The organism is Methylobacterium nigriterrae, assembly GCF_037106235.1.
Lineage (GTDB): Bacteria > Pseudomonadota > Alphaproteobacteria > Rhizobiales > Beijerinckiaceae > Methylobacterium > Methylobacterium nigriterrae.
Genome location: NZ_JBAWTG010000004.1, coordinates 1 through 24573 on the forward strand (window position 1 = coordinate 1; position 24573 = coordinate 24573).

The 24573-nt window shown below is 71.1% G+C and carries 24 protein-coding genes; 14 read left to right on the plus strand and 10 right to left on the minus strand.

Annotated elements, in window-relative coordinates; genetic code table 11:
- Positions 1 to 228: 228 nt before the first annotated feature.
- Complete coding sequence (locus WDW90_RS04100) at positions 229 to 978, plus strand: DUF2076 domain-containing protein (protein WP_336486004.1); 750 nt, start codon at positions 229 to 231, stop codon at positions 976 to 978.
- Between the two features lie 131 nt (positions 979 to 1109).
- Here WDW90_RS04100 and WDW90_RS04105 read toward each other — a convergent pair whose 3' ends face one another.
- Positions 1110 to 1934 carry a L,D-transpeptidase gene (locus WDW90_RS04105; RefSeq protein ID WP_336486005.1) on the minus strand — a complete coding sequence of 275 codons (825 nt, stop codon included), beginning with the start codon at positions 1932 to 1934 and terminating at the stop codon, positions 1110 to 1112.
- Between the two features lie 246 nt (positions 1935 to 2180).
- Between WDW90_RS04105 and WDW90_RS04110 the strand changes: the two genes are divergently transcribed.
- The 4 genes from WDW90_RS04110 (at position 2181) to moaD (ending at position 5968) form a co-directional block, all read left to right on the plus strand.
- Positions 2181 to 2906: a chemotaxis protein gene (locus WDW90_RS04110; RefSeq protein ID WP_336486006.1), complete on the plus strand. Its 726-nt coding sequence runs from the start codon at positions 2181 to 2183 to the stop codon at positions 2904 to 2906.
- Between the two features lie 80 nt (positions 2907 to 2986).
- The gene (uvrC, locus tag WDW90_RS04115) at positions 2987 to 5035 is read left to right on the plus strand and encodes an excinuclease ABC subunit UvrC (RefSeq protein WP_336486007.1); all 2049 of its coding nucleotides are present in this window, start codon (positions 2987 to 2989) and stop codon (positions 5033 to 5035) included.
- A gap of 61 nt (positions 5036 to 5096) precedes the next feature.
- Positions 5097 to 5696 carry a CDP-diacylglycerol--glycerol-3-phosphate 3-phosphatidyltransferase gene (pgsA, locus tag WDW90_RS04120; RefSeq protein WP_336486173.1) on the plus strand — a complete coding sequence of 200 codons (600 nt, stop codon included), beginning with the start codon at positions 5097 to 5099 and terminating at the stop codon, positions 5694 to 5696.
- 20 nt (positions 5697 to 5716) lie between these two features.
- A complete protein-coding gene (gene moaD / locus WDW90_RS04125) occupies positions 5717 to 5968 on the plus strand; it encodes a molybdopterin converting factor subunit 1 (protein WP_336486009.1) in 252 nt (83 codons plus the stop codon).
- A 103-nt stretch (positions 5969 to 6071) separates the two neighbouring features.
- Here moaD and WDW90_RS04130 read toward each other — a convergent pair whose 3' ends face one another.
- Positions 6072 to 6992 (minus strand): metal ABC transporter substrate-binding protein, encoded by a 921-nt coding sequence (locus tag WDW90_RS04130; RefSeq protein ID WP_431310971.1) that lies wholly within the window; start codon positions 6990 to 6992, stop codon positions 6072 to 6074.
- Positions 6993 to 7234: 242 nt separating this feature from the next.
- Between WDW90_RS04130 and WDW90_RS04135 the strand changes: the two genes are divergently transcribed.
- The 5 genes from WDW90_RS04135 (at position 7235) to WDW90_RS04155 (ending at position 11137) form a co-directional block, all read left to right on the plus strand.
- Entirely contained in the window at positions 7235 to 7744 is a 510-nt protein-coding gene (locus WDW90_RS04135; RefSeq protein WP_336486010.1) for a Spy/CpxP family protein refolding chaperone, read from the plus strand.
- Between the two features lie 123 nt (positions 7745 to 7867).
- On the plus strand, positions 7868 to 9655 hold the full coding sequence (locus tag WDW90_RS04140; RefSeq protein WP_336486011.1) for an ABC transporter ATP-binding protein: 1788 nt from the start codon (positions 7868 to 7870) through the stop codon (positions 9653 to 9655).
- A gap of 69 nt (positions 9656 to 9724) precedes the next feature.
- Positions 9725 to 10765, plus strand: coding sequence for an aldose epimerase family protein (locus tag WDW90_RS04145; protein ID WP_336486012.1), 1041 nt, complete (start codon positions 9725 to 9727; stop codon positions 10763 to 10765).
- A gap of 16 nt (positions 10766 to 10781) precedes the next feature.
- Positions 10782 to 11018, plus strand: coding sequence for a hypothetical protein (locus tag WDW90_RS04150; RefSeq protein WP_336486175.1), 237 nt, complete (start codon positions 10782 to 10784; stop codon positions 11016 to 11018).
- Complete coding sequence (locus WDW90_RS04155) at positions 11015 to 11137, plus strand: hypothetical protein (protein ID WP_336486013.1); 123 nt, start codon at positions 11015 to 11017, stop codon at positions 11135 to 11137. Before WDW90_RS04150 ends, WDW90_RS04155 begins: the two co-directional genes overlap by 4 nt.
- Before the next feature lie 9 nt (positions 11138 to 11146).
- Here WDW90_RS04155 and WDW90_RS04160 read toward each other — a convergent pair whose 3' ends face one another.
- Complete coding sequence (locus WDW90_RS04160) at positions 11147 to 13807, minus strand: DNA translocase FtsK (protein ID WP_336486014.1); 2661 nt, start codon at positions 13805 to 13807, stop codon at positions 11147 to 11149.
- Positions 13808 to 13992: 185 nt separating this feature from the next.
- On the opposite strand from WDW90_RS04160, the gene mtnA reads away from it, so the two are divergent.
- Positions 13993 to 15090 (plus strand): S-methyl-5-thioribose-1-phosphate isomerase, encoded by a 1098-nt coding sequence (gene mtnA, locus WDW90_RS04165; protein ID WP_336486015.1) that lies wholly within the window; start codon positions 13993 to 13995, stop codon positions 15088 to 15090.
- Positions 15091 to 15126: 36 nt separating this feature from the next.
- Here the strand turns inward: mtnA and WDW90_RS04170 are convergent, their stop codons facing one another.
- From WDW90_RS04170 to WDW90_RS04195, 6 genes are all read right to left on the minus strand, one after another.
- Entirely contained in the window at positions 15127 to 16116 is a 990-nt protein-coding gene (locus WDW90_RS04170; protein WP_336486016.1) for a MaoC family dehydratase, read from the minus strand.
- A gap of 7 nt (positions 16117 to 16123) precedes the next feature.
- Entirely contained in the window at positions 16124 to 17221 is a 1098-nt protein-coding gene (ychF, locus tag WDW90_RS04175) for a redox-regulated ATPase YchF (RefSeq protein ID WP_336486017.1), read from the minus strand.
- Between the two features lie 12 nt (positions 17222 to 17233).
- Complete coding sequence (locus WDW90_RS04180; RefSeq protein ID WP_336486018.1) at positions 17234 to 17635, minus strand: PIN domain-containing protein; 402 nt, start codon at positions 17633 to 17635, stop codon at positions 17234 to 17236.
- The gene (locus WDW90_RS04185) at positions 17538 to 17897 is read right to left on the minus strand and encodes a hypothetical protein (RefSeq protein WP_336486020.1); all 360 of its coding nucleotides are present in this window, start codon (positions 17895 to 17897) and stop codon (positions 17538 to 17540) included. The genes WDW90_RS04180 and WDW90_RS04185 overlap by 98 nt, the downstream gene beginning before the upstream one ends.
- A 43-nt stretch (positions 17898 to 17940) precedes the next feature.
- Positions 17941 to 18549, minus strand: coding sequence for an aminoacyl-tRNA hydrolase (gene pth, locus WDW90_RS04190; protein ID WP_336486021.1), 609 nt, complete (start codon positions 18547 to 18549; stop codon positions 17941 to 17943).
- Positions 18550 to 18639: 90 nt separating this feature from the next.
- Positions 18640 to 19323: a 50S ribosomal protein L25/general stress protein Ctc gene (locus WDW90_RS04195; protein ID WP_336486022.1), complete on the minus strand. Its 684-nt coding sequence runs from the start codon at positions 19321 to 19323 to the stop codon at positions 18640 to 18642.
- A gap of 426 nt (positions 19324 to 19749) precedes the next feature.
- Between WDW90_RS04195 and WDW90_RS04200 the strand changes: the two genes are divergently transcribed.
- Positions 19750 to 21747 carry a methyl-accepting chemotaxis protein gene (locus tag WDW90_RS04200; RefSeq protein WP_336486023.1) on the plus strand — a complete coding sequence of 666 codons (1998 nt, stop codon included), beginning with the start codon at positions 19750 to 19752 and terminating at the stop codon, positions 21745 to 21747.
- A 110-nt stretch (positions 21748 to 21857) separates the two neighbouring features.
- A complete protein-coding gene (locus WDW90_RS04205) occupies positions 21858 to 23360 on the plus strand; it encodes a phosphomannomutase/phosphoglucomutase (protein WP_336486025.1) in 1503 nt (500 codons plus the stop codon).
- A 26-nt stretch (positions 23361 to 23386) separates the two neighbouring features.
- Here the strand turns inward: WDW90_RS04205 and WDW90_RS04210 are convergent, their stop codons facing one another.
- Positions 23387 to 23863, minus strand: a complete 477-nt coding sequence (locus tag WDW90_RS04210) for a pilus assembly protein N-terminal domain-containing protein (protein WP_336486026.1) — start codon at positions 23861 to 23863, stop codon at positions 23387 to 23389.
- A gap of 420 nt (positions 23864 to 24283) precedes the next feature.
- On the opposite strand from WDW90_RS04210, the gene WDW90_RS04215 reads away from it, so the two are divergent.
- Positions 24284 to 24448 (plus strand): Flp family type IVb pilin, encoded by a 165-nt coding sequence (locus WDW90_RS04215; protein ID WP_336486027.1) that lies wholly within the window; start codon positions 24284 to 24286, stop codon positions 24446 to 24448.
- Positions 24449 to 24573: the final 125 nt, after the last annotated feature.

Genomic DNA, 24573 nt, shown 5'->3' on the forward strand with positions numbered 1-24573 from the left:
ACTGAGCCGACCCCACGATCCCCGCGCGGATCCAAGCCCGATCCCGCCACACTCACGACAAGCCCGGCCGAGAGGCCGGGCTTTTTTCGTCGCCCCAAACACCGCCGCGCGGCCCTGCGACGGCGAAGTTTTCGCCGCCCCCCTGACAAAGGCCCGCCGGGTCCCCATCTCGTCTGCGCCCGCGCGGTGCGCTGTAGGCCGCCGGCTTGCCTGTAGGAGGACGACTCCATGAACAGCGAAGAACGCGACGTCATCGCCGGCATTTTCCAGCGCCTTGAGCAGGCGGCGAGCCAGCCCCGCGACGCGGACGCGGAGCGCTTCATCGCCGACAAGATTCGGGCCCAGCCCTACGCGCCCTACGCCATGGCGCAGCTGATCTACGTGCAGGAAGAGGCGATCAAGAGCCTCAACCAGCAGCTCGAGGAGGCCCGGCGCAGCCAGCAGGCCCAGCCGCAGGGCGGCGGGGGCGGCTTCCTGTCGAGCATCTTCGGCGGCGGCTCGCGCCCCGAGCCGCAATATCCGCCGCAGCAGCGCCCGGGCGGGCAGCCCTGGGGCAACCAGGGCGGTTACGGTGCGCCTCCGCAGGGCTATCCGCAGCAGGGCTATGGCGGTCCGCAGGGCGGATACGGCGGTCCTCAGGGCGGCCCCTGGGCCGGCCAGCAGCAGGCGCCGGCCCGCGGCGGCGGCTTCCTGGCCACCGCCCTGCCGATGGCGGCCGGTGCTGCGGGCGGGATGCTGCTCGGAAGCGCCCTCTCGAACGCCTTCGCGGGCGGCCATTCGCAGCTCGGCAGCGCGGCCGCGGCCGGTCTCGGCGGGGGCGGCGAGACGGTCGTCGAGAACAACTACTTCGGCTCGGATTCCGGCACCCAGGATTTCGGCGCGCCGCTCGGCGGCGCCCAGGACGCCTCGTTCGACAATGATTCGGGCGGGGATTTCGACGGCGATCTCGGGGGCGGCGACGACAGCGACTGGGCCTGATCGGCGGCATGCCGAGGGCCGCGATCCGGGCTTGCCGGATGCGGCCCTCGTGATCGACGATTCGGCCAGGCGCGGCCGATGATGCCCGGCCCCGCGCGAGCGGGGCCGGGTTTCTCATGCGCCTCGAACCGTCACAGAACCTCGACCCGCGTGCCGACCGGGGTGCGCTCGTAGAGGTCGATCACGTCCTCGTTCATCATCCGGATGCAGCCCGACGAGACCGACTGCCCGATCGTGTGGGGCTCGTTGGTGCCGTGGATGCGGTAGAGGGACGAGCCGAGATAGAGGGCCCGCGCCCCGAGCGGGTTCTGCGGCCCGCCCTCCATGTGCCGCGGCAGGTCGGGGCGGCGCCTCAGCATCTCGGGCGGAGGCGTCCAATCCGGCCATTCCTTCTTCTGGCTGATCGTCTTGAGGCCCGACCACGCGAAGCCCGGCCGCCCGACGCCGATGCCGTAGCGGATCGCCCGGCCCCCCGGCTGCACCAGGTAGAGGAAGCGGGACGGGGTATCGATCACGATCGTGCCCGGGCGGTGGCCCCCCGAATAGTCCACGACCTGGCGGGCATATTGCGGATCGGGCGCTCGGGCGATGCGCGCGACCCCGCCCTCGGGTTCGGGTGCCTGCGACAGGGCCGCGACCCGCACCGGCGCCTGCTGCGCCAAGGCGTAGTCCGGCACCGGGTCGCCCGATTGCAGGCGCCGCGGCGCCGGCCCGCCGTAGCCGTAGGCGGCCGGATGACCCGGCAGCGTGCCGTCGCCGGGGCCGAGCGGGCTCGGCCGCACCGCCCGCGGCATCTGCCCGCCCGTCATCAGATACTCGATGAAGCCGCCGCCGTAGCGGCCCGCATTCGCCGGCTGCGCATAGGCGCCGCTCGACTGGGCCTGCGCGGCCCCGCCTCCCGGGCCGCCCCAGGCCGACACGGCGACGATCGCCGCCAAGCACCACGCCCCACGCATCCCCCGACCGTCCTCTCGCAGATCTGCCGGAGCAAAACGCCCCGGTTCCTCCCGACGATCGGGGCCGTTGCCGAGAATCGGATGAAGGAACGTGGTGAATCGGTCACGCGGTCGCAGAGAAGCGCCGTCGATCATGGTCATCGTCAATGCGCGGTAAAAGTCCGAAACCGCCGGCGTTCATTCAACAACTGGCAACCAGTTTCCGTCATTTTCGTACCGATCACTCCTGCCGGCTGACCTCGACCGATGAAAACCAAGCGCTACCGCATCGAAGACAGCCTCGGACTCGCCCCGGCGATCGCCGCCCCCGCACCCGCGGCCGAGATGTCCGCGGCGCAGGATGCCCGGCTCGACGAGATCCTGTCGGCGATCCAGAACCTGCAGCGCGTGACCCAGGCGAGCGCCAGCGAGACCATCGACGCCTGCCGGCGCGAGCTCAACGAAGCCTTCTCGATGCGGGGCGAGCTCGACCTGATGAAGGACGCGATCACCCGCACCAAGCAGGAGATCGCCGCCCTGCACCGCTCCGAGCACACCGGCAAGGGCATGCGCCGTGCCGCCGACGAGCTCGACGCGGTGGTGGATTCCACCGAGCGCGCCACGAGCTCGCTGCTCGGCGCCATCGAGGAGATCGAGACCAACGCCAACATGCTGCGCGCCTCGATCGGCAAGGCCGGCCAGGACAGCGTCGACGCCATCCTGGAAAAGGTGATCGTCGCCTACGAGGCCTGCAACTTCCAGGATCTGACCGGCCAGCGCATCAGCAAGATCGTGGGCGTGCTCAAGTTCGTCGAGGATCACCTCGACCGGGTCATCGAGGCCTGGAGCGGGCTCGACACCTTCCGCGACTTCGCGAGCCTGCAGGATACCGGCCCGGACATCGACGACGAATCCTCGCTCCTCAACGGGCCGAAGCTCGAGGACGACATCGGTCACGTCGACCAGAACGACATCGACGCGCTGTTCGACTGACGCTGCCCCGGCGCACCCACGGGGCCGCCATGGGCTGGCGGCCTCTTCCCACGCGATTCGGCGGGACTTACATCTCCGGCATGAGCCGCAGAGCCCGGACCGACGTTCCCCCCGACACGTTCGACGACGGCGAGGGCCCGGAGGATTTCTCCGACGCCGCGCCCCTCGACGAGAGCCCCGAGATCGACTTCGATTTCGAGCCCGGCGCGGTCACGGCCGGCACCGAGGTGATCCGCCGCTTCTGGACGACGCTGCCGGCCTCGCCCGGCGTCTACCGGATGTTCGACCACAAGGGCGACGTCCTCTATGTCGGCAAGGCCAAGAGCCTGAAGGCGCGGGTCGGCTCCTACGCGCGGGGCCAGGCCCACTCGAACCGCATTGCCAGGATGATCTCGCAGACGGCGGCGATGGAGTTCGTCACCACGGCGACCGAGACCGAGGCGCTGCTGCTCGAGGCCAACCTCATCAAGCAGCTGAAGCCCCGCTTCAACGTGCTGATGCGGGACGACAAGTCGTTCCCCTACATCCTCGTCACGGCGGATTCCGAGGCCCCACAGATCATCAAGCACCGGGGCGCGCGCCGCCGCAAGGGGCACTATTACGGACCCTTCGCGAGCGTCTGGGCGGTGAATCGCACGGTGAACGCGCTGCAGCGCGCCTTCCTGCTGCGCACCTGCACGGACAGCTACTACGAGAACCGCACCCGGCCCTGCCTGCTCTACCAGATCAAGCGCTGCTCCGGCCCTTGCACGGGCGAGATTCCCCTCGACGAGTACCGGGCGCTCGCCGAATCCGCCAACGCGTTCCTGGCCGGCAAGTCGAACGCCGTGAAGGACCGGATGCGCGCCGAGATGGAGGCCGCTTCCGCCGACCTCGAATTCGAGCGCGCCGCGCGCTTCCGCGACCGGATCAGCGCGCTCTCGGCGATCCAGGGCACGCAAGGGGTGAACACGCAGGGAGTCGAGGAGGCCGACGTCTTCGCGCTCGACGAGCAGGCCGGCCAGTTCTGCATCGAGGTGTTCTTCTTCCGCAACTTCCAGAACTGGGGCAACCGCGCCTACTTCCCGAAGGCGGACCGCTCGATGTCGCCCGACGAGGTGCTCGGCTCCTTCATCGGCCAGTTCTACGACGACAAGCCGGCGCCCCGGACCGTGCTGACGAGCCACGCCATCGAGGATGCCGAGCTCGTCGCCGCCGCCCTGTCGAGCCGCACCGAGCACCGGGTCGAGATCCACCAGCCGCAGCGGGGCGAGCGGAAGAACCTCGTCGACTACGCCCGCCGCAACGCCAAGGAGGCGCTGGCGCGGCGGCTCGCCGACACCGCCTCGCAGGGCAAGCTGCTGGCCGCCCTCGGCCAGGCCTTCGGGCTGGAGCGGGCGCCGCGCCGGATCGAGGTCTACGACAACTCGCACATCTCGGGCACGAACGCGGTCGGCGGCATGATCGTGGCGGGGCCGACCGGCTTCATGAAGGCGCATTACCGCACCTTCAACATCAAGTCGGAGGAGCTGACTCCGGGCGACGATTACGGGATGATGCGCGAGGTGCTGCAGCGGCGTTTCAGGCGCCTCGTCAAGGAGGCGCCGCGCACCGCCATCGAGGCCGCGGTGGCCGCGCTGGAGGGTGGCCCGCCCGAGCCCGTGCCGGAGCCGCAGGCGGAGTCCGACGCTTTCCCGGCCTGGCCCGACCTCGTCCTGATCGACGGCGGCAAGGGCCAGCTCGATGCCGCCCGCGCGGCGCTGGAGGCGGTCGGCGTCGCCGGCCTGCCGCTCGTCGGCGTCGCCAAGGGCCGCGACCGGGACGCGGGCCGCGAGACGTTCTTCCTGCCCGGCCGGCCGCCTTTCAAGCTGCCGCCGCGCGACCCGACCCTCTACTTCGTGCAGCGCCTGCGCGACGAGGCCCACCGCTTCGCCATCGGCACGCACCGGGCGAAGCGCAAGCGCGAGATGGTCCGGAACCCGCTCGACGAGATCGCCGGCATCGGCCCGACCCGCAAGCGCGCGCTCCTGCATCATTTCGGGACGGTCAAGGCGATCCAGCGGGCGGCCCTGGAGGACCTCGCCAAGACCCCCGGCGTCAACGCCGCCACCGCCCGGGCCGTCTACGATTTCTTCCATGCCGGCGCCTGAGCCTGTGCGCGACGAGACCGCGCGGTTGACGGTGCCGGCGGCCCGTGATTTCACCGCCCCGATGAACGCCGTCCTTCCCCGACGTCGGTCGCAGGCTTGGACGCTCGCGAACTGCCTCACCTACGGCCGCCTCGCCGCGGTTCCCGTCGTGGCGGGCCTGCTGTTCTGGCCGGACGAGGTCGGCGCGCGCCTCGCGGCCTTCGCGATCTTCGCGCTCGCCGGCATCACCGACTATCTCGACGGCTACGTCGCCCGCACCTACGCCCAGTCCTCGGCCCTCGGGCGCATGCTCGACCCGATCGCCGACAAGCTCCTGGTCTCGGCCTGCCTGCTGATGCTCGCGGCCGACCGCACCATCGCGGGTCCCTCGCTCTGGGCCGCCATCGTGATCCTGTGCCGGGAAGTGCTGGTCTCGGGGCTGCGCGAGTACCTCGCCGAGCTGAAGGTGAGCGTGCCGGTGAGCCGGATCGCCAAGTGGAAGACCACGGTGCAACTCGTGGCGATCGGCTTCCTGGTGGCGGGGCCGGCCGGCGAGACGGTCCTGCCCGGCACCGTCGCGATCGGCATCGTGCTGCTCTGGATCGCTGCGGCCCTGACGCTCTGGACGGGCTGGGACTACATGAGGGCCGGGATCAAGCACGTCATCGACGATCCGCGCTGATCCGAGAGGGTTTTCGAGGAATGAAGCTCGTCTATTTCGCCTGGGTGCGCGAGCGCGTCGGCAAGGCCGAGGAGATCGTGAGCCCGCCCGAGGGCGTCGCGACCGTCTCCGACCTGATCGGCTGGCTCAAGGACCGGGGCGAGGAATACGCCTACGCCTTCGAGAATGCGGGCGTCGTGCGCGCGGCGATCGACCGGGTCCATGCCAAGCCCGACGCGCCGATCGCGGGCGCGGCCGAGATCGCCTTCTTCCCGCCGATGACGGGGGGGTAGCGGACGCCGTCCCCTCCCCGCTCGGACCGGGCCTGCCCGGTCCGAGCCGGCAAGGGCGGATCTCGGGGAGCCCCGGGACCTGCGGGGCGGCAGAGGCGTTGCCTCATCCGCGGCCCAGCGCCGCGGTGAAGGCCCGCAGGTTCGCGCGCATCATGTCGAGATAGGTCGCCGCGGGGCCGGACGGGCCCGAGAGTGCGTCCGAGTAGACCTTGCTGCCGATCTTCGCCCCGCTTTCCCGGGCGATCTGCTCCATCAGGCGCGGATCCGCGATCGTCTCCAGGAACACGGCCGGCACCTTGTCGCGGCGGATCTGGCGGATGATCTGGGCCACGTCGCGCGGGCTCGCCTCGCTGTCGGTCGAGACCCCTTGCGGCGCGATGAAGCGCAGGCCGTAGGCCGCGCTGAAATAGCCGAAGGCGTCGTGCGTGGTGATGACCCGCCTGTGCTCGGGCGGGATGTCGGCGACCTCGCGGCGGATCTCGCGGTCGAGGGCATCGAGCTCGGCGAGGTAGGCGGCGGCATTCGCCGCGTAATCCGCCGCGCGCGCCGGGTCGGCCTTGGACAGCCCGTCGCGGATGTTGGCGACGTAGACCTTGGCGTTCTGGATGCTCTGCCAGGCATGCGGGTCGGCCGCGTCGCCGTGGTCGGCCTCCCCCTCGCCCGCGCGGTCATCGGCGTGCTCGTGGCGCCCCGGGATCGTGGCGACGCCCCGCGAGGCCACCACGACCGGCGCCTTCGAGCCCGAGGCCCGGATCAGGCGCTCGATCCAGCCCTCGAAGCCGAGGCCGTTCAGAACGATGATGTCGGCCCGCGCCAGCGTGCGCCCGTCGCCCGGCGCCGGGCTGTAGCCGTGCGCGTCGGCATCGGGCCCCACGAGGCTCGCGACCGCGACATGCTCGCCCCCCACCTGCCGCACGAGGTCGGCGAGGATCGAGAAGGTCGCCACCGCCCGGATCGGCTCGGCCGCTTGCGCGGGGCGCAGCAGGAGCATCGCCGCGAGGACGAGCCCGAGGCGAATGCCCATTCCCGACCGCTGTCCCGTCCTGCGCATCGCCGCCCCGTCCCACCCGTCCTGCGGTTCAACTAGTGTAATAATGTTGCACTGCCAAGGCGCCGCCGCCCCCGACCGAGCCGATGTTTCCGCGACGTTTCCGGAAGATGGACAAGCTGTCATCCTGGCGACAGCGCCCCGCCATGCGACCGTGGCCATTGTGAGCGGGCGCTCGGCTCGGCCGGCGCTTTGGCGATCTGGGTCAGGAGAGTCCCATGCGTAGATCAGTGATCACCGGCGCCCTGCTGGCGGGCATGGCCGGGCTCGGCCTCATCGGGGCGGCGGCCTCCAGGGAGGGTCCCTTCGAGGGGCCCCGCGGCGGCATGAAGGGCCGCTGGAATTCCCTCTCGCCCGAGGATCGCGCGGCCTTCGCGGATGCCCGGATCGCGGCGCTCCATGCGGGGCTCAAGCTGAGCGCGGAGCAGGAGAAGCTGTGGCCGCCGGTCGAGACCGCCATCCGCGACCTCGCCCGCCTGCGCCGGGAGCAGCGCGAGGCCCGGCGCGAGCGCGGCCGGATGATCGACGACGCGCCGGGTGCCCTGCGGGCCATGGCGGACGCGGCGACCGCCCGAGGGGACGCGCTGCGCAAGCTCGCGGACGCCTCCCAGCCCCTCTACGCCACCCTCGATGCGGACCAGAAGCGCCGCGCCCTGATCCTCGCCCGGCCGATGCGCCCGCATTTCGGCCATCACCACCACCGTCACGGCGGGGACGACGACCGCTGAGGCGCCCGCGGCGCCGGGCCTCGGCGCTTGATCCGCGGCGGTGACGGCGGCAAACACCGCCTCACCGTCGCTCCGGACGTCGCGCGGGGTGGCGCCCCCTCGCGCGGACGATTGGATTCCAGCATGGCGCGCCTCCTCAAGGGCGACACGATCCCGCTCCTCGCCCGGCTCTGGCGGGACTGGCTCTCGCCGCACCGGGCGACGCTGGCCGTGGTGCTGGTGCTGATCGCGATGGTGGGCGCGGCGACGGGCCTCTACCCGGCGCTGATCAAGGCCGCCTTCGACGCCTTCGACCACAAGGACCCGAGCGCCCTCACCTACGGACCTCTCGTCGTGATCGCCGTGACCTCGGTGCGCGGCTTCGCGCTCTACGGCCAGACGGTGCTGACGAACCGGGTCGTCACCCGGGTCGAGGCCGACATGCAGGCGGCACTGTACGGGCACCTGATCGAGTCCGACCTCGCCCAGCTCGGCCGCGAGAGCCCGGCCGCCTTCACGCAGCGCTTCACCACGGATTTCGCCTTCATCAAGGAGGCGCTGACCCGGATCTCGACGGTGCTGCTGCGCGACGTCGCGATGCTCGTCGGCCTTGTCGCGGCGCTGATCTGGATGGACCCGGTGCTGACGCTCGTGGCGGCGGTGACCGTGCCGTTCGTGGCCGGCCCGATCGGGCGGATCGGCCGGAAGCTGCGGCGCGTCTCGACGACGACCCAGGAGCAGATGGGCGCCACCGCGAGCCTGATCTCCGAGAGCCTCGCGGGCGCCCGGATCGCCAAGACCTACGCGCTCGAAGGCTATCTCAAGGGCCGGGCCGCGCGGGCCCTCGACGAGGTGCGCCGCCTCAAGATGAAGGCCGCCAACGCGCGCGGGCGCCTCGACCCGCTGCTGGAGGTCGGCGGCGGCCTTGCCGTCGCGGGCGTGCTCGTGCTCGTCGGCCAGCGGGTGATGGCGGGCGAGCGCACCGTCGGCGACTTCACGGGCTACGTCGCGGCCCTTCTCCTCGCCGCCCAGCCGGCGCGGGCGCTCGGCACCCTCAACGCCATCCTGCAGGAGGCGGCCGCCGCGCTCCACCGCTACTTCGCCCTGATGGACGAGGCGCCCTCGATCCGCGAGGCGGCCGGCGCGGCGCCACTGCGCGTCGTTAACGGCGAGATCCGCTTCGAGGCCGTGCGCTTCCGCTACCGCGCCGACGCGCCCGCGCTCGAGGGCATCGACCTCGTGGTGCCGGGGGGCGCCACCACCGCGCTCGTCGGCCGTTCGGGGTCGGGCAAGTCCTCACTCCTCAACCTCGTCCCCCGCCTCTACGACGTCACGGGCGGCCGGGTGACGATCGACGGGCAGGATGTCCGCGCCGTGACGACGGCCTCGCTGCGGCAGGCCGTGGCAGTGGTGTCGCAGGAGGTCGTGCTGTTCGACGACACGATCGCGGCCAATATCGGCTTCGGCCGGCCAGGCGCGAGCCGGGCCGAGATCGAGGCCGCCGCCGAGGCCGCGGCCGCCCACGGCTTCGTCAGCCGCCTGCCGGAGGGCTACGATTTCCGGGTCGGGCCCGCGGGCGGGCGCCTGTCGGGGGGCGAGCGCCAGCGCATCTCGCTCGCCCGCGCCTTCCTGAAGGACGCGCCGATCCTGCTCCTCGACGAGGCGACCTCGGCCCTCGATGCCGAGTCCGAGCGCCTGGTCCAGGCGGCCCTGGAGCGGCTGATGCGGGGCCGCACCACCCTCGTCATCGCGCACCGCTTCTCCACCGTGCGGGAGGCCGGCCAGATCGTCGTGCTGGAGGCGGGCCGCGTCGTCGAGACCGGCGCGCACGATGTCCTGATCGCGCGGGGCGGCGCCTACGCGCGCCTGCACCGCCTGCAGCTCTCCGACGCGGATGCCGGGCCGGTCGAGCCCGAACGCACAGAGACGTGACCGGACGCGGGCCCGCCGGACTTCTATCCTGCGCCGCGCTACCCTTTCACGGGGCATCGGGAGGCGGACATGGCGGGCGAACCCTTCGGACGGACACGGGACGGCCGCGCCGTCGCCCGCTACGCGCTCGCCCGCGGCCCCTTACGCGCGGAGATCATCGATTACGGCGGCATCCTCACCCGGCTCGACGTACCGGACCGGGCGGGGCGGATCGCCAACGTGGTGCTGGGCTTCGCGGACTTCGCCGATTACGAGGCCCGCAGCCCGCATTTCGGGGCGATCACGGGCCGCTACGCCAACCGCATCGCCGGGGGCCGCTTCGGCCTCGACGGGCGGGAATACCGGCTGCCGGTCAATGACGGCCCCAACACCCTGCACGGCGGCCCGGACGGATTCGACAAGCGCGTCTGGCGCGTCGAGGCGGCCGAGGAGGCGCGCCTCGCCCTGCATTACCGCAGCCGCGACGGCGAGGAGGGATTTCCCGGCAACCTCGACGTCACCGTCACCTACAGCCTGACCGCGGACGCTGCCCTGCGGATCGACTACGCCGCCTGGACCGACCGGCCGACCGTGCTCAACCTCACCAACCACAGCTACTTCAACCTCGCGGGCGAGGGCTCGGGCGACGTGTTCGGCCACGAGGTCGAGATCGCGGCCGACGGCTTCACGCCGACCGACGCCACCCAGATCCCGACCGGCGCGATCGCGCCGGTCGCGGGCACGCCCTTCGACTTCCGGCGGCCGGCCGCGCTCGGCGCGCGCATCCGCGAGGCGGTGCCGCAACTCGCGCTGGCCAAGGGCTACGACCACAATTTCGTGCTGCTGGGGGGCCGCGCCGCGCTCCGCCCCGTCGCCACCTGCCTCGACCCGGGCAGCGGCCGGCGGATGGAGGTCTCGACCACTGAGCCTGGGCTCCAGCTCTACACGGGCAACAACCTCGACGGCACGCTCGCAGGCCCCAGCCGGCGCCTCTACCGCTCCGGCGACGCGGTCTGCTTCGAGACGCAAGGCTTCCCCGACGCGCCGAACCGGCCGGACTTTCCCTCCGCCGTGCTGCGGCCGGGCACCTGCTTCGAATCCACGACGCAGTACCGGTTCAGCGTGGCGTGAGGGCCGAAACGTGGGCATGCCTCCGTCTTTTGCGGAGCGGACGAAGCTTCCGGCCAATGCCCTCGACCGGATGTCGACGGCCTGTGTCACAGTCGGCATCGCGACGCCGATTGCGGGCTACGTCTACAACGTCAGCAATGTCCGTGCGCTCGTCGATGTCTGGCAAATGGTTTTGGGCGTGGCCTTTCGGTTTTTCGGCGCGGTTGCCCGACATCTAACCGCACGTTGGGTTCTGACGGATGTCGATCGATGAACCAGGATTACATCCTCGCCTTCATCATCTTGCCGATCGTGATCGCTGGCCTCGGGTGGACGGCCGCGTTCCTGCACATGCGCGAGGCGCGGCGGCAGCAGCAATCGCCGGGCGAGTAGCCCCGCCCCTCACATCCCCTGCCCCTCGGTCTCGACCAGGATCTCGCGCTTTCCGGCGTGGTTGGCCGGGCCGACGATGCCGTCGATCTCCATCTTCTCCATGAGGGAGGCGGCACGGTTGTAGCCGATCTGCAGGCGGCGCTGGATGTAGCTGGTCGAGGCCTTCTTGTCCCGCAGCACCACCTGGATCGCCTGCTCGTAGAGGTCGCCGCCGGCCTCGCCGAAGGAGCCCTGGTCGAACACGGCGCCGTCCATCGCGATCTCGTCGGCGGTGGCGGCCTTGCCGCCACCCTCGGCCGAGCCGTCGTCGGCGGTGACGGCCTCGAGATAGGCGGGCCGGCCCTGGCGCTTGAGATGGGCCACCACGCTCTCGACCTCGAGGTCCGAGCAGAACGGCCCGTGCACGCGCGTGGTGCGCCCGCCGCCGGCCATGAACAGCATGTCGCCCTGGCCGAGAAGCTGCTCGGCGCCCATCTCGCCCAGGATCGTGCGCGAGTCGATCTTGCTGGTCACCTGGAAGGAGATCCGGGTCGGGAAGTTCGCCTTGATGGTGCCGGTGATCACGTCGACGCTGGGCCGCTGGGTGGCCATGATCAGGTGGATGCCGGCCGCCCGCGCCATCTGGGCCAGCCGCTGGATCGCCCCCTCGATCTCCTTGCCCGCCACCATCATCAGGTCGGCCATCTCGTCGACCACGATCACGATGTAGGGCAGGGCCGACAGGTCCATCTCCTCCTGCTCGTACACCGCCTCGCCCGTCTCGCGGTCGAACCCGGTCTGCACCGTGCGGGTTAGGATCTCGCCGCGCGCCCGCGCTTCCTCGAGGCGGGCATTGAACCCGTCGATGTTGCGCACGCCGATCTTGGACATCTTCTTGTAGCGCTCCTCCATCTCGCGCACGGCCCATTTGAGGGCGATCACCGCCTTCTTGGGATCCGTCACGACCGGCGTGAGGAGGTGGGGGATGCCGTCGTAGACGGAGAGTTCCAGCATCTTGGGATCGACCATGATCAGCCGGCACTCCTCGGGCTTCAGCCGGTAGAGGAGCGAGAGGATCATGGTGTTGATCGCCACCGACTTGCCCGAGCCGGTGGTGCCGGCCACCAGCAGGTGCGGCATCCGTGCGAGGTCCGCGATGATCGGCTCGCCGCCGATGTTCTTGCCGAGGCACAGCGCGAGCCTCTGCTTCGTCTCCGCAAAGTCGACGGAGGCCAGCAGCTCCCTCAGAAAAACCGTCTCGCGCTTGGCGTTCGGCAGCTCGATGCCGATCGCGTTGCGGCCGGGCACGACCGCGACGCGGGCCGAGACCGCCGACATCGAGCGGGCGATGTCGTCGGCGAGCGAGATCACCCGGCTCGACTTGGTGCCGGGGGCGGGTTCGAGCTCGTAGAGGGTGACGACGGGGCCCGGCCGCACCGCCAGGATGTCGCCGCGGACCCCGAAATCGCCGAGCGTCGCCTCGAGCATCGTGGCGTTCTGCTCCAGCGCGTCCGCCGAGACGAGGCTCGCGGCCGAGGGCCCGCGCGGCTCCGCGAGCAGCTCCAGCGCCGGATGCTCGTAATCCTCCGGGGCCTGCTGCGGCGGCGGGGCCGGCCGGCGGACTGGGGCGGGCGGGGCGAGCGGTGCCGAGACGCGCGAGCGCGGGGCCTCCGAAGCCGCTGCCTCGCCGCGCGCGGAGGCGTCCTCCGCCGCATCGTCCTCCGCCTCGTCGTGCAGGATCGGGGCAGGCCGGCGGGCGCGGGCGGGCTCCAACGCCTCTCCGGGCTCGAAGACGGGCTCGCGGCGCCCGGCGAGCGCCTGCGACGGCTGGTGGGCGGCCCAGGGCACCTCCTCGCTCTCCGCGAAGGCGCGCCGGGCTGCGAGCGCCGGCGAGGCCCCCGCATAGGCGAGGCCAGCCTCCGCCCGCTGCGCGCGCCAGGCGTCGAGGCGGGCGCCGAGCGCCGCGCGGCCCTGCATCACGGCCTGCGCGAGGGCGCCGAGGGAGACGATGCCGAGGCTCGGCTCGTCCGGATCGTAGCGGCCATCGGAGCGCCCCGGCAGGGCGCGGCGGACCGGCTCGCGGGCGGCCATGTAGGGCGCGTCGTCCTCGTCGTCGTCGAGGCTGGCGCCGACCCGGCAGGCACCGGTCAGGCTCAGGATCGCGACCGCCGCGTAGGCGAAGCCGACGAGCGCCGCGGCGGGCCCCGAGATGGCGCCCACGATGGTGCGGGCGGCCGACATCAGCGAATCGCCCGCCACGCCCCCGAGGCCGGTCGGGAGCGGCCAGCGGGCCGTAGGCGGCAGCGCGCTCGCCACGGCGCTCGCGGCGCAGAAGCCGATGATCCAGAGCGCGATCCGCATCCCGCCCCGGGGCAGGTCGCGCTCGCTCATCAGGCGGACGCCCCACAGGGCCGGAGGCAGCGCGAAGGCGAGCGAGCCGAGCCCGAGAAGCTGCATGGCGAGGTCCGAGACCACCGCGCCGGGGGCGCCCAGGACATTGTGCGCCCTGTGGTCGGTGGCGTGGTTCAGGCTCGGATCGTCGATCGACCACGTCGCCAGCGCCACCGTCAGGGCGATGGCGGCGGTGAACAGGAGGAGGCCGCCGAGCTCCGTCAGCCGCCGCGCCAGGAACGGCCGCAGCGTGTCGACGAAGGTGTCGTAGGGCGATGCGGAGCGGCGAAGCGAGCGCATGCGGGACCGGGCGCGAGGGGGACGCAAGGGGGACTTGGACCCGCACGCTACGGCCATTCCGTTAACGGCCATTTAAGGTTGAAGAACTGCGAGTGCTTGACGCTTCAAGGGCTTAGGCGCGCAAGGGTGAGGCCGCGACGGCCCGGAGGGTGCAATTTCGGCCCGGATATGCGAGACCGGGCCCCATGAGGATCGACGGCAAGCCCTACCGCACCATCTGGCCGGCCCGCGACGGCGTCGGCGTCGAGGTGATCGACCAGACCCGCCTGCCCTTCGCCTTCGAGGTGCAGCGCCTCGCCACCCTCGCGGACGCCGCCCGGGCAATCCGCACCATGGTGGTGCGGGGTGCGCCGCTGATCGGCGTCACGGGAGCCTACGGGCTGGCGCTGGCGATGCGGGAGGATGCCTCGAACGACGGGCTCGACCGGGCGGTCGGGATCCTCGCGGCGACCCGCCCCACCGCGATCAACCTGCGCTGGGCGCTCGACCGGGTCGCCGCCAACCTCCGGCAGGTGCAGAGCCACGAGCGCTTCGCGCAGGCCTTCGCGGAGGCCGGACGCATCGCCGAGGAGGACGTCGCGAGCTGCCGGGCGATCGGATCGCATGGCGGGCGCATCCTCGCCGAGCTCGCCCGCGAGAGGGGCCGGCCGATCAACGTGCTGACCCACTGCAACGCCGGCTGGCTCGCCACCGTCGACTGGGGCACGGCGCTCGCACCGATCTACATGGCGCACGACGCGGGCGTGCCGCTGCACGTCTTCGTCGACGAGACGCGGCCCCGCAACCAGGGCGCGGCGCTGACCGCCTTCGAGCTGAACGCGCACGGCGTGCCCCACACGGTCATCGCCGACAATGCGGGCGGCCACCTGATGCAGCACGGCGGCATCGACGTCTGCATCGTGGGCTCGGACCGGACCACCGCGACCGGCGACGTCTGCAACAAGATCGGCACCTACCTGAAGGCGCTGGCGGCGCACGACAATGCCGTGCCCTTCTACGCGGCGCTCCCCTTCTCGACGATCGATTGGGCGCTCTCGGACGGCGTCGCCGAGATCCCGATCGAGGAGCGGGACGGGCGCGAGGTCAGCCACCTCACCGGGCGGCTGGCCGATGGCGGCTTCGCGACCGTCGAGGTGGTCTCGCCCGGCAGCCCCGTGGCGAACCCCGCCTTCGACGTGACGCCCGCCCGCCTCGTCACCGGCATCATCACCGAGCGCGGCGTCGCCGAGCCGAGCCGCGAGGGTCTGCTCGCGCTCTATCCGGAGCGGCGCAGGGCGGCGTGAGGCGCCGGGCGCGCAGCGTTCAGGACATCCGGCGCCTCACGCCGCCCATTGCCAGAACACCGAGCTCGTGAATTCGAAGACCGGCTCGCCGTGCTGGTTGCGGCCGGTGTTGCGGCTCGTCGAGAGGCCCCAGCCGGGACGCGTCGCGGAGGCGCGCCTGTCGATCAGCGTCGTGGCATAGGCGATCGTGTCGCCCGCGTAGACCGGCTTCAGCCAGCGCAGGTCGCGGAAGCCCGGCGAGGGCCCGCTCGCCGGCACGGGGCCGGAGCGCGCCGTGAGGGCCGCGTCCCGGGCGCGGGTCGCCAGCATGCGCCGCATCCAGATCGCGGCCGTGTGCCAGCCCGAGGCGCAGAGGCCGCCGAAATGGGTCTCGCGGGCGGCGGCCGGGTCGAGGTGGAACACCTGCGGGTCGTAGGCCCGCGCGAAGGCCACGATCGCGTCGGCCGTGAAGGCGTGGGCGCCGAGCTCCCGCGTCGCACCGATCTCGGCCCGCGACAGGAACGGCAGGATCTCGGCATCCTCGGGCTCGGCGGCCGGCACCGGCTCGGCGAGGGCGACCGGCCGCGGCGGCGGGCTCTCCGCGCCGCGCCGGGGCAGCATCACCGTGCAGCCCTGACTCATCACGGTCTCGCCGCGCTGGTTCAGCACCGCCATGGCCAGGCGCACGAAGCCGCGGTCGGGCTTCGAGGTGGAGCGCCGGCAATCCTCGACCTTGACCGAGAGGCGCAGCGCGTCGCCCGGCAGCACCGGCCTGACCCAGCGCAGTTCGGTGATGCCGGGCGAGCCCATCGAGGAGCCGCCCCGGAAGACGCTCGCCTGCAGGAGGCGCATCGCCAGCGCCGCCGTGTGCCAGCCCGACGCGATCAGGGTGCCCACGAAGGTCTCGCGCGCGGCCGCCTCGTCGAGGTGGAAGGGCTGGGGATCGTAGGCCCGCGCGAAGGCGACGATGTCCTCGCGCGTCACCGCGAGCGGGTCGCTCCCGATCACCTGGCCCTTGGAAAGGTCCTCGAAGCGGATGCCGGACATCGGCGCCTCAATTGGCGAAGCGGAAATGCAGCACGTCGCCGTCCTGCACGAGGTATTCCTTGCCCTCGAGCCGGAGCTTGCCGGCGTCCCGCGCCCCGGCCTCGCCCCTGAGCGCCGTGTAATCGGCGAACGCGATGGTCTCGGCCCGGATGAATCCCTTCTCGAAATCCGTGTGGATCACGCCGGCGGCGGCGGGGGCCCGCGTGCCCCTGGTGATGGTCCAGGCGCGGGCTTCCTTCGGCCCGACCGTGAAGTAGGTGATGAGGCCGAGAAGGTCGTAGCCCGCCCGGATCACCCGGTTGAGGCCGGGCTCGGTCAGGCCGACGGCCTCCAGGAACTCGGCCTGGTCGGCCTGCGGCATCACGGCGATCTCGCTCTCGATCTTGGCCGAGACCACCACCGCCACCGCGCCTTCCTGCCTGGCACGGGCCATCACGGCGTCGGACTGGGCGTTGCCCCGGTCGGCGTCGCCCTCGTCGACGTTGCAGACGTAGAGGACGGGCTTTGCCGTCATCAGGCCGAGCTGCTGGAACAGGCGCTCCTCCTCGGCCTTCCGCTCGACGAGGCGGGCGGGCTTGCCCTCGCGCAGCAGCGGCAGCGCCCGGTTGACGAGGTCGAGGAACTCACGCGCCTCCTTGTCGGAGCCCTTGGCCTTCTTCTCGAGCGCCACGACGCGCTTCTCGAGGCTCTCGAGGTCGGCGAGCATCAGCTCGGTCTCGATCGTCTCGATGTCGGCTTCCGGGTCGACCTTGCCCTCGACATGGGTGACGTCGCCGTCCGTGAAGCAGCGGACCACGTGCGCGATGGCGTCGACCTCGCGGATGTTGGCCAGGAACTGGTTGCCGAGCCCCTCCCCCTTCGAGGCGCCGCGCACCAGGCCCGCGATGTCCACGAAGGTCAGCCGCGTCGGGATGATCTCCTTGGAGGCGGCGATCTTCGCGAGGTCATCGAGGCGGGGATCCGGCACCGCCACCTCGCCCACGTTCGGCTCGATCGTGCAGAAGGGATAGTTCGCCGCCTGCGCGGCGGCCGTCTGCGTGAGCGCGTTGAAGAGGGTCGACTTGCCGACGTTCGGCAGGCCGACGATGCCGCATTTGAAGCCCATGGTCCGGATCCGTCAGTTGAGCGCGAGGGTGGCGCGGGCGTGGGGTGTGAAGGGGTTGACGACGGTCAGGGTCTCGACGACCTGCCCATCGCTGAGGTCCTCGGAGACGAAGTGTGCGCAGCGCGCCTGCAGCGCCGAGGCGACCGCCACGCTGTCCCACCATGCGAGCCGATGGCGCGTCTCGATCGCGATCGCCGCGCGGTGTGTCCACACGTCGAGCGGCGCCGTGCAGGCGGCGTGGAAAATGGAGAGATAGCGCTCGACCTCCGCGGGCGGAGCGAACCTGCGCTTGTGGGCCAGCACCCTGTAGCACTCGTTAAGAATCTGCGGGCTTACGACGAGGCGGCGGCGCGACAGCGCTTCCCGGATCAGCGCCGCACTGCGTTCCCTCCGCGCCGGATCCCGCGGATCCATCGCGTAGACGATCAGGTTCGTGTCGAAGAAGAGCCGGCCGGTCATAGAGATCGTCGCGCTTGGGCAGGTTCTCGGCGATTCCGGGCCAGCCGGGGCCATCCAGGAACGTGTCGAGCGCGGCGAGCCGCGCCGCGATATCGGGGCTGCGCCGCTCGGCGAGGGTCTGGGCGACGAAGCGCGAGAGGCTCTGTCCCTGCTTGGCCGCCTCGACGCGCGCCCACACGAGCAGGTCCTCGTCCATCGTCACGGTGACGTTCTTCATCGCCGGTCTCCGGCATCCGATATCGTGTTCCCGTGTTCTCGTGTCAATTTCGCGCCCCGAGCGCCTTCACCTCGTCCCAGCCGCGTCCCGCCATGGCGAGATGGACCTTGTTCTGGAAGCTCGCATCCTCGCCCGCCGCGAGCAGGTCCGCGTGGTCGGCGAGCGCCCCGCAGAGATCCTCCACCCAGGGCTCCTCGGCCTTGCCGAAATCGTTGAGCACGTAGGCGTGCACCATGGCCTTGTCGCCGGGATGCCCGATGCCGAGGCGCACGCGGCGATAGTCGTTGCCGCACTGGGCCGTGATCGAGCGCAGGCCGTTATGCCCGGCATTGCCGCCGCCGAGCTTCACCCGGAGCTTGGCGGGGGCGAGGTCGAGCTCGTCGTGCAGCACGATCACGTCCGCGAGCGCGATCTTGTAGAAGCGCTGGGCTTCCGCGACCGAGCGGCCCGACTCGTTCATGAAGGTCTGGGGCTTCAGCAGGATGGCGCGCTCGGAGCCGAGCACCACCTCGGCCGTCTCGCCCTGGAACTTGCGGCGGAACGGGCTTGCCCGGTGCCGGCGGGCGATCGCGTCGATGCCCATGAAGCCGATATTGTGCCGGTTGCGCGCGTAGCGCGGACCGGGATTTCCGAGGCCGACGAACAGGCGCATGGATCAGGCCATCCCGAAACGCGAACGCCCCGGCCTTGCGGCCGGGGCATCCTCCCGAAGGTCCGGTGAGGGGGGCCGACGGCCCCGGCCTCACGCCTCCGTCTTGTCCTCGCCGGCCTCGCCCTCGCCTTCCGCCTTCTCGGCGGCGGACTCGGCGCTGGCGGCCTCGGCGATCGCGGCCTCCTCGGCCTCGACCTCGGCGCCGAGCACCGTCGGCGGCACGATGTTGGCCACCGTGTCGGTCGCCTCGCCCGTGTAGGTCACGCCGGCGGGCAGCTTCACGTCCGTGATGTGGATCGTGTCGCCGATGTCACGGCCGCTGAGGTCGATCTCGATCGCGTCGGGAATCGCGTCGGGGGCGACCTCGACCGAGAGCGTGTGCAGCACGATGTTGAGGGTGCCGCCCTTCTGCTTGATGCCGGGCGCCTTGTCCTCGTTCAGGAAGTGCACCGGCACCTCGACGGCGATGGCCTGGCCGGCGACGACGCGCAGGAAGTCGACGTGGATCGGCACGCCCGAGACCGGGTCGAGCTGGAAGTCGCGCGGGATCACGCGGGTCTTGCGGCCGCCCGCGTCGATCTCGAACACGGTGGTCTTGAAGCCGCCGGCGTAGATCAGGGTGCGGGTGCGGATGAGGTCGATGGCGATGGCCTGCGGGGCCTGACCTCCGCCGTAGATGACGGCGGGAATCTGGCCCTGGCGACGAACGGCCCGGGCGGCCCCCTTGCCGACCCGGTCGCGTGCCACGGCCTCAAGCGGCTTAACGGCGCTCATGGCGTGATCCTTAATCGTTGTGGAGAGGCGGGAAACGCCAAAGGCCGCCCGAAACGGACGGCCCCGAACCGATCCCACGCGCCCGTGCCTCCAAGGGTGTCTGGCGGGCGCGGGGGCTCCATACAGGCTCGGGGGCGCGGATGCAAATGACCGATCGGCCAAGCGGGTCTCGGCCTGAGAGCCTGCCGCAACGCGTCCGGCCACCGGAGGGCCTCCCGGCGCGGCGGGCGCCGCGCGTTCGATGAGAGGCTCCACGTCAGCATTCGTGCAGATCTGTCAAAGTATACAACTCAAAGTGATATAATCAGGACTCATCAATTTAAAATAAATTTAACTTATATTTAGACATGATCACTAGAATTTCTTCGAGATCGACGGTGCCGCACAGGTCCGGAAGCTGTCAGTTTCGCGGGAAGGGATGTGTCCATGAAAACCGGTATCCGCACACGCCTCTTCGGAGGATTCGCGGCACTCATCGCAATTTCCGCTCTCATCGGCGGCATCAGCTACTACCAGTCGAACGTGTTGGTCGATCAGTACAAGCGGCTGATCCACGTCCAGAACAGCACGGCCGAGATGGCCAGGGTGAACCGCTACGCGGAGCGCCTCAACGGCTTGGCCGCCGAGTACAGGAACGGCCAGGCGCAGGACAAGGTGGAGGCGATGCGCCAGAGCGCGGTCAGCGTCGCCGAGCGGGCGGCTAAGCTCGTGACGCAGGCGACGGCCGAGGACCGCCGCGTCTATTATGGGACCGTCGCCCGGGCCGGGCGCGACATCCAGGCGGATATCGACGGTCTCGTCAAGCTCGGCGACGCCATTCGCGACAGCCGGGCGAAGCTCTTCACCGGCGGCGACGGGCTGACGAAGGCGACGGGCGCCCTCGTCGCGGACGTCGGGACGGACGGCGACGACGGCGCCACCGCCTCCGCCCATGCCGTCGAGGCGGCGGTTCTTCTGGTGCGCGTCTCCAATTGGCGCTTCCTGGCGACGCAGGATCCGAAGGGGCCCGCCACCTTCGTGGCGAATGCCGGCAAGGCGGAGGCCGCTCTCAAGGCCTTGGCGGATCTCGATGCCCGCGGCCGGCACGCCAAGACGATCGCGGCGACGCGGGATGCCCTGGCGTTCTACCGCGCGAATTTCGAGGCCACGGCGGCCGCGATGACGGCGAGCGCCGAGCTCTTCAGAACCGGCTTCACGCCGAGGCTCGAGACCATCGCGAAGGCGGGCGCCGATGCCCAGGCCTCGATCGAGCGCACCGTCGCCGAGTTCCATGTGGAGACTGACGGCACCGTCTCGGCGACGCGCACGACGCTGATCGCGCTCGTCGCGCTGGCGCTCGGGCTCGGCGGCCTCCTGGCGATGCTGATCGCCCGCAGCATCATCCGACCCGTGCGCGGGATGACCGCCGCGATGGCGCAGCTCGCGAACGGCGACCTCGCCGTGGCGGTGCCCTCGCGGGACGCCGTCGACGAGATGGGCGAGATGGCCAAGGCGGTCGAGGTCTTCCGCGAGAACGCGGCGGCGCGCGCCGAGCTGGAGGCGCGTCAGGTCGAGGAGCAATCCGCCCGCGAGCGCCGGGTCGCCCGGGTCGACGCGCTCGTGCGCGACTTCGAGCTGGGCGTCACCGGTTCCCTGCACATCGTCACCTCGGCGGCCAACGAGCTCGACGCCACGGCCCATTCCATGACCGGGGTCGCGCAGGACACCAACCGGCGCGCCGTCGCCTCGAGCGCGGCCGCCGAGCAGACCTCCTCGAATGTCCAGACCGTCGCCGCGGCGACCGAGGAGATGGTGGCCTCGCTCGGCGAGATCGAGCGCAGCGTCGCCCGCTCCGCCGAGGTTGCGGGTGCGGCCCTGCGCGAGGCGGAAGCGACGAGCGGCTCGATGGACGATCTGACCCGCGCCGCCGAGGAGATCGGCACCGCCGTGACCATGATCTCGGCGATCGCCGCCCAGACGAACCTGCTGGCGCTCAACGCCACCATCGAGGCCGCCCGCGCCGGCGAGGCGGGCCGCGGCTTCGCCGTGGTGGCGAGCGAGGTGAAGGAGCTCGCCGCCCAGACCGCCCGCGCGACGGACGAGATCGGCTCGAAGATCGCGGCGATCCAGGCCGCGTCCGGCAGCGCGGCCGGCGCGATCCGCCAGATCGGCCGCACCATCGTGTCCGTGAACGAGATCTCGGGCGTGATCGCCGCGACGATCGTGGAGCAGACCGCGACCACCAACGAGATCGCCCGCAACGTCGGCGAGGCGGCCCGCGGCACGCGGGACGTGTCGAGCAACATCGCCCAGGTTTCGGCCTCGGCGGGCGAGACCGGCACCGCCGCCGCCCAGGTCCTGGGGTCGGCGCAGGACCTGTCGGCCCAGTCGCTCGCCCTGAAGCAGCAGGTCGACACCTTCCTGGAGCGGATCCGCGCGGCCTGAGGCACGCCCGCCGCCGCGGTGGCGTCCGCCGCCGCGGCGCAGCTTTTCCTTTGCCCGCCCTTCGGCTATGCCCCGGACGATCTCCCCGTCCCAGCCGCCGAGGGCCCGCGATGTTCCCCAAGCCCCAGCCTGCGCTCGCGCCCAACACCTTCGCGTTCGAGCAGCTGCCGCTGGTCAAGCCCACGGGCTTCCGCGAGTACGACGCCCGCTGGCTGTTTCCGGCCGAGATCAACCTGATGGGCGTGCAGGCGCTGGGGCTCGGCATCGGCACGCTCGTGCACGAGATGGGGGTGCGCCCCGACATCGTGACGGGCCACGACTTCCGCTCCTACTCCTCCTCGATCAAGCTCGCCCTCGTCGCCGGCATGATGGCCGCCGGCCTGCGGGTGAAGGATATCGGGCTTGCCCTCTCGCCGATGGCCTATTTCGGCCAGTTCGCTCTCGACTGCCCCTGCGTGGCGATGGTGACGGCCTCCCACAACGACAACGGCTGGACCGGCGTGAAGATGGGCGCCAACCGCCCCATGACCTTCGGCCCCGACGAGATGGGCCGCCTCAGGGAGATCGTGCTCGGCGGCACCTATCACTACCGGGACGGCGGCAATTACGAGTTCGTCGAGGGATTCGCCGAGACCTACCTGCGGGACCTGCAGGCGCGGGCCAAGCCCGTCTCGCGCAAGCTCAAGGTCGTGGCCGCCTGCGGCAACGGCACGGCGGGCGCCTTCGCGCCGAAGCTCCTCGAGAGCCTCGGCGTCGAGGTCATCCCCCTCGACGTCGAGCCCGACCATTCCTTCCCGCGCTACAACCCGAACCCCGAGGACATGGAGATGCTCCATGCCATCGCGGCGAAGGTGCGGGAGACCGGCGCCGATGTCGGCCTCGGCTTCGACGGCGACGGCGACCGCTGCGGCGTGGTCGACGACGAGGGCGAGGAGATCTTCGCCGACAAGATCGGGGTGATGCTGGCCCGCGACCTCGGCCGCCTGCATCCGGGCTCGACCTTCGTGGTCGACGTGAAGTCGACCGGCCTCTACCACACCGATCCCGAGCTGCAGGCGCAGGCGATCCGGACCGATTACTGGAAGACCGGGCATTCCTACATCAAGCGCCGCGTCAACGAGCTCGGCGCGCTGGCGGGCTTCGAGAAGTCCGGGCACTTCTTCTTCAACGAGCCGATCGGGCGCGGCTACGACGACGGCCTGCTGACCGCGATCGCCGTGATCGAGATGCTCGACCGCAACCCGGGCCGGTCGATGGCCGACCTCTACCGCGCCCTGCCCAGGACCTGGGGCTCGCCGACCATGTCGCCCCATTGCGCCGACGAGGCGAAGTACGGCGTCGTCGAGCGGGTCACGGCGCGCTTCCGGGCCATGAAGGAGGCCGGCGAGCCGGTGGCGGGCGCGCGGATCACCGAGCTCGTCACGGTCAACGGGGTACGGGTCGCCACCGAGGACGGCACCTGGGGGCTCGTGCGCGCCTCGTCGAACAAGCCCGAACTGGTGGTCGTGGTGGAGAGCCCCGTCTCCGAGGAGCGCCTGCACGCCATGTTCAAGGCGGTGGACGCCGTGCTGCGGGAGAACGGCGAGGTCGGGGCCTACAACCAGACGATCTGAGGCGGCGCGTCCGGCCGCGCTCGGGCTCAGCGCTCGGTCCCGCCGACCGCCATCTTGCGCCGCGCGTCGGCCTGCCCGCTGACGTCGCCGAAATATTTCGACGAATCGCCGAGCTGGACGGAGGGCTGGCAGTTCGGCGTGCAGGAATAGGATTCGCGCTCGAGCCCGCGCTGGACCGTGATCACGGCCGCCTGCGGCGCCTCGACCCGGATCATCGACTCGGCGAGCATCTGGCCGCCCGCGTCGAGGGCGATCAGGTTCGTCGAGCCGAAGCTCTTGCCGGTGAGCACGAGGACGCCGTTCTTCTGCAGCGTCACGTCGGCGATGATCGGGTTGCCGACGATCACCGTCTGGGTCCGCTCCGGCAGGCGCATCACCTTGGCGTTGTCGACGAGCACCGTGACGATTGCGGATTCCGTCTCGGCCCGGGCGGCGCCCGCGAGCAGGAGGCCGGCCGCGAGCCCGAGGGCGATCCTGACGCGGGTCGGCCGGGGAAGGGTCATGCAGCGCATCGGATGGCAACTCGGACGGCTGGAGGCGCTCGCGCGGGTGATTCGGGCGGCGCGGGCGCTCGCGCGCCCTGCCGCATGGCACGACGAAACACCGGATTGGTGAATGAAGCGCTAAGCGCGGGCCACAAAGCCCCCGAAGCGGCACCGCCGGCAGGCGGCCGGGCCTCCGGCCGAGGCCGCAAATCCCGGGCCGGCCTCGCGTTTCGGCGGAAAGCGGCTCGGCCGCCCGGCTCCGTACTGCCGATTACGCTTCCTTCACCACAAATCGAGACGGGCCGGCGCCCGGCCGTTTCTCGATCGGATTTAACGCAATCGCAAGGCGCACCGCGTCAATCTCGGCCCTGCCGCCGATCGAGATAACACAGATCTTCGACGGTCACTTCGCAAGTCGTTAGATCAAGGAACTCAACCATGAAGAACGTCTTCAAGCGTTTCGCCTCCGACGAGTCGGGCGCCACCGCGATCGAGTACGGCATGATCGCCGCCCTCATCGCCGTCGTCATCATCGGCACGCTCAGCGCGATCGGCACCAAGCTCAACGCCAAGTTCACGGCGATCTCCGGAAACCTGAACTGATCCGTCTTCGAGGCGGGCTTGCACGAGGCGGCGGGCTTTCCCCCAGCCCTCGCCTCGTGCCGCCACCCGGGACCCGCGGCCGGGAACGCCGCGCGATGGTCGACCCGGCCCCTCCGGCCGGGCGC

Coding starts and splice junctions, on each gene's coding strand:
- WDW90_RS04210 (WP_336486026.1), bottom strand. CDS start 23,863: ATGACCCTTCCCCGGCCGACCCGCGTCAGGATCGCCCTCGGGCTCGCG.
- WDW90_RS04105 (WP_336486005.1), bottom strand. CDS start 1,934: ATGCGTGGGGCGTGGTGCTTGGCGGCGATCGTCGCCGTGTCGGCCTGG.
- pgsA (WP_336486173.1), top strand. CDS start 5,097: ATGAACGCCGTCCTTCCCCGACGTCGGTCGCAGGCTTGGACGCTCGCG.
- WDW90_RS04170 (WP_336486016.1), bottom strand. CDS start 16,116: ATGTCCGGCATCCGCTTCGAGGACCTTTCCAAGGGCCAGGTGATCGGG.
- WDW90_RS04155 (WP_336486013.1), top strand. CDS start 11,015: ATGAACCAGGATTACATCCTCGCCTTCATCATCTTGCCGATCGTGATC.
- pth (WP_336486021.1), bottom strand. CDS start 18,549: ATGCGCCTGTTCGTCGGCCTCGGAAATCCCGGTCCGCGCTACGCGCGC.
- WDW90_RS04135 (WP_336486010.1), top strand. CDS start 7,235: ATGCGTAGATCAGTGATCACCGGCGCCCTGCTGGCGGGCATGGCCGGG.
- WDW90_RS04185 (WP_336486020.1), bottom strand. CDS start 17,897: ATGAAGAACGTCACCGTGACGATGGACGAGGACCTGCTCGTGTGGGCG.
- ychF (WP_336486017.1), bottom strand. CDS start 17,221: ATGGGCTTCAAATGCGGCATCGTCGGCCTGCCGAACGTCGGCAAGTCG.
- WDW90_RS04110 (WP_336486006.1), top strand. CDS start 2,181: ATGAAAACCAAGCGCTACCGCATCGAAGACAGCCTCGGACTCGCCCCG.
- WDW90_RS04215 (WP_336486027.1), top strand. CDS start 24,284: ATGAAGAACGTCTTCAAGCGTTTCGCCTCCGACGAGTCGGGCGCCACC.
- WDW90_RS04140 (WP_336486011.1), top strand. CDS start 7,868: ATGGCGCGCCTCCTCAAGGGCGACACGATCCCGCTCCTCGCCCGGCTC.
- WDW90_RS04130 (WP_431310971.1), bottom strand. CDS start 6,992: ATGGGCATTCGCCTCGGGCTCGTCCTCGCGGCGATGCTCCTGCTGCGC.
- moaD (WP_336486009.1), top strand. CDS start 5,717: ATGAAGCTCGTCTATTTCGCCTGGGTGCGCGAGCGCGTCGGCAAGGCC.
- WDW90_RS04145 (WP_336486012.1), top strand. CDS start 9,725: ATGGCGGGCGAACCCTTCGGACGGACACGGGACGGCCGCGCCGTCGCC.
- WDW90_RS04160 (WP_336486014.1), bottom strand. CDS start 13,807: ATGCGCTCGCTTCGCCGCTCCGCATCGCCCTACGACACCTTCGTCGAC.
- WDW90_RS04195 (WP_336486022.1), bottom strand. CDS start 19,323: ATGAGCGCCGTTAAGCCGCTTGAGGCCGTGGCACGCGACCGGGTCGGC.
- mtnA (WP_336486015.1), top strand. CDS start 13,993: ATGAGGATCGACGGCAAGCCCTACCGCACCATCTGGCCGGCCCGCGAC.
- WDW90_RS04100 (WP_336486004.1), top strand. CDS start 229: ATGAACAGCGAAGAACGCGACGTCATCGCCGGCATTTTCCAGCGCCTT.
- WDW90_RS04205 (WP_336486025.1), top strand. CDS start 21,858: ATGTTCCCCAAGCCCCAGCCTGCGCTCGCGCCCAACACCTTCGCGTTC.
- WDW90_RS04180 (WP_336486018.1), bottom strand. CDS start 17,635: ATGGATCCGCGGGATCCGGCGCGGAGGGAACGCAGTGCGGCGCTGATC.
- WDW90_RS04150 (WP_336486175.1), top strand. CDS start 10,782: ATGCCTCCGTCTTTTGCGGAGCGGACGAAGCTTCCGGCCAATGCCCTC.
- uvrC (WP_336486007.1), top strand. CDS start 2,987: ATGAGCCGCAGAGCCCGGACCGACGTTCCCCCCGACACGTTCGACGAC.
- WDW90_RS04200 (WP_336486023.1), top strand. CDS start 19,750: ATGAAAACCGGTATCCGCACACGCCTCTTCGGAGGATTCGCGGCACTC.